Below are 371 nucleotides of genomic sequence, written 5' to 3' on the forward strand. Positions count from 1 at the left end.
TAACAAGGTATTGTCATTGGTGATGAAGTCGCCTGCGGTACCTGTATCATTGGTGATCGAATCAAAGGTCACGGTTTGACCGTCATTATCGGTGTCGATCTTGGTATCAATCACCACGTTCTGGCTAATGGTACTTTTACTATTACCTGCTGTATCTGTGACTGTGGCAACCACCGCGTAACTACCGTCGAGTAATGCTGAACCCGTTAAATCTAGGGTCCAGTTGCCTGAGCCATCAACTGTGAGGCGTGGATCGGCAGTGGTGTAGGTGGTTGCACCGACCGTTACACTGAGGCTGTTACCATCAGCCAGATCCACCGTACCTTTAAACAGTAAGGTGTTGTCATTGGTGATGAAGTCGCCTGCGGTAC

At 49.1% G+C, this 371-nt stretch carries 1 protein-coding gene; it reads right to left on the bottom strand.

The features are described 5' to 3' along the window. A partial coding sequence (locus tag F4W09_RS17200) for an Ig-like domain-containing protein (RefSeq protein ID WP_215899331.1) occupies positions 1 to 371 on the bottom strand: 371 nt, incomplete at both ends.

It is taken from the genome of Acinetobacter tandoii (genome assembly GCF_008867985.1).
Taxonomy (GTDB): Bacteria; Pseudomonadota; Gammaproteobacteria; order Pseudomonadales; family Moraxellaceae; genus Acinetobacter; species Acinetobacter tandoii.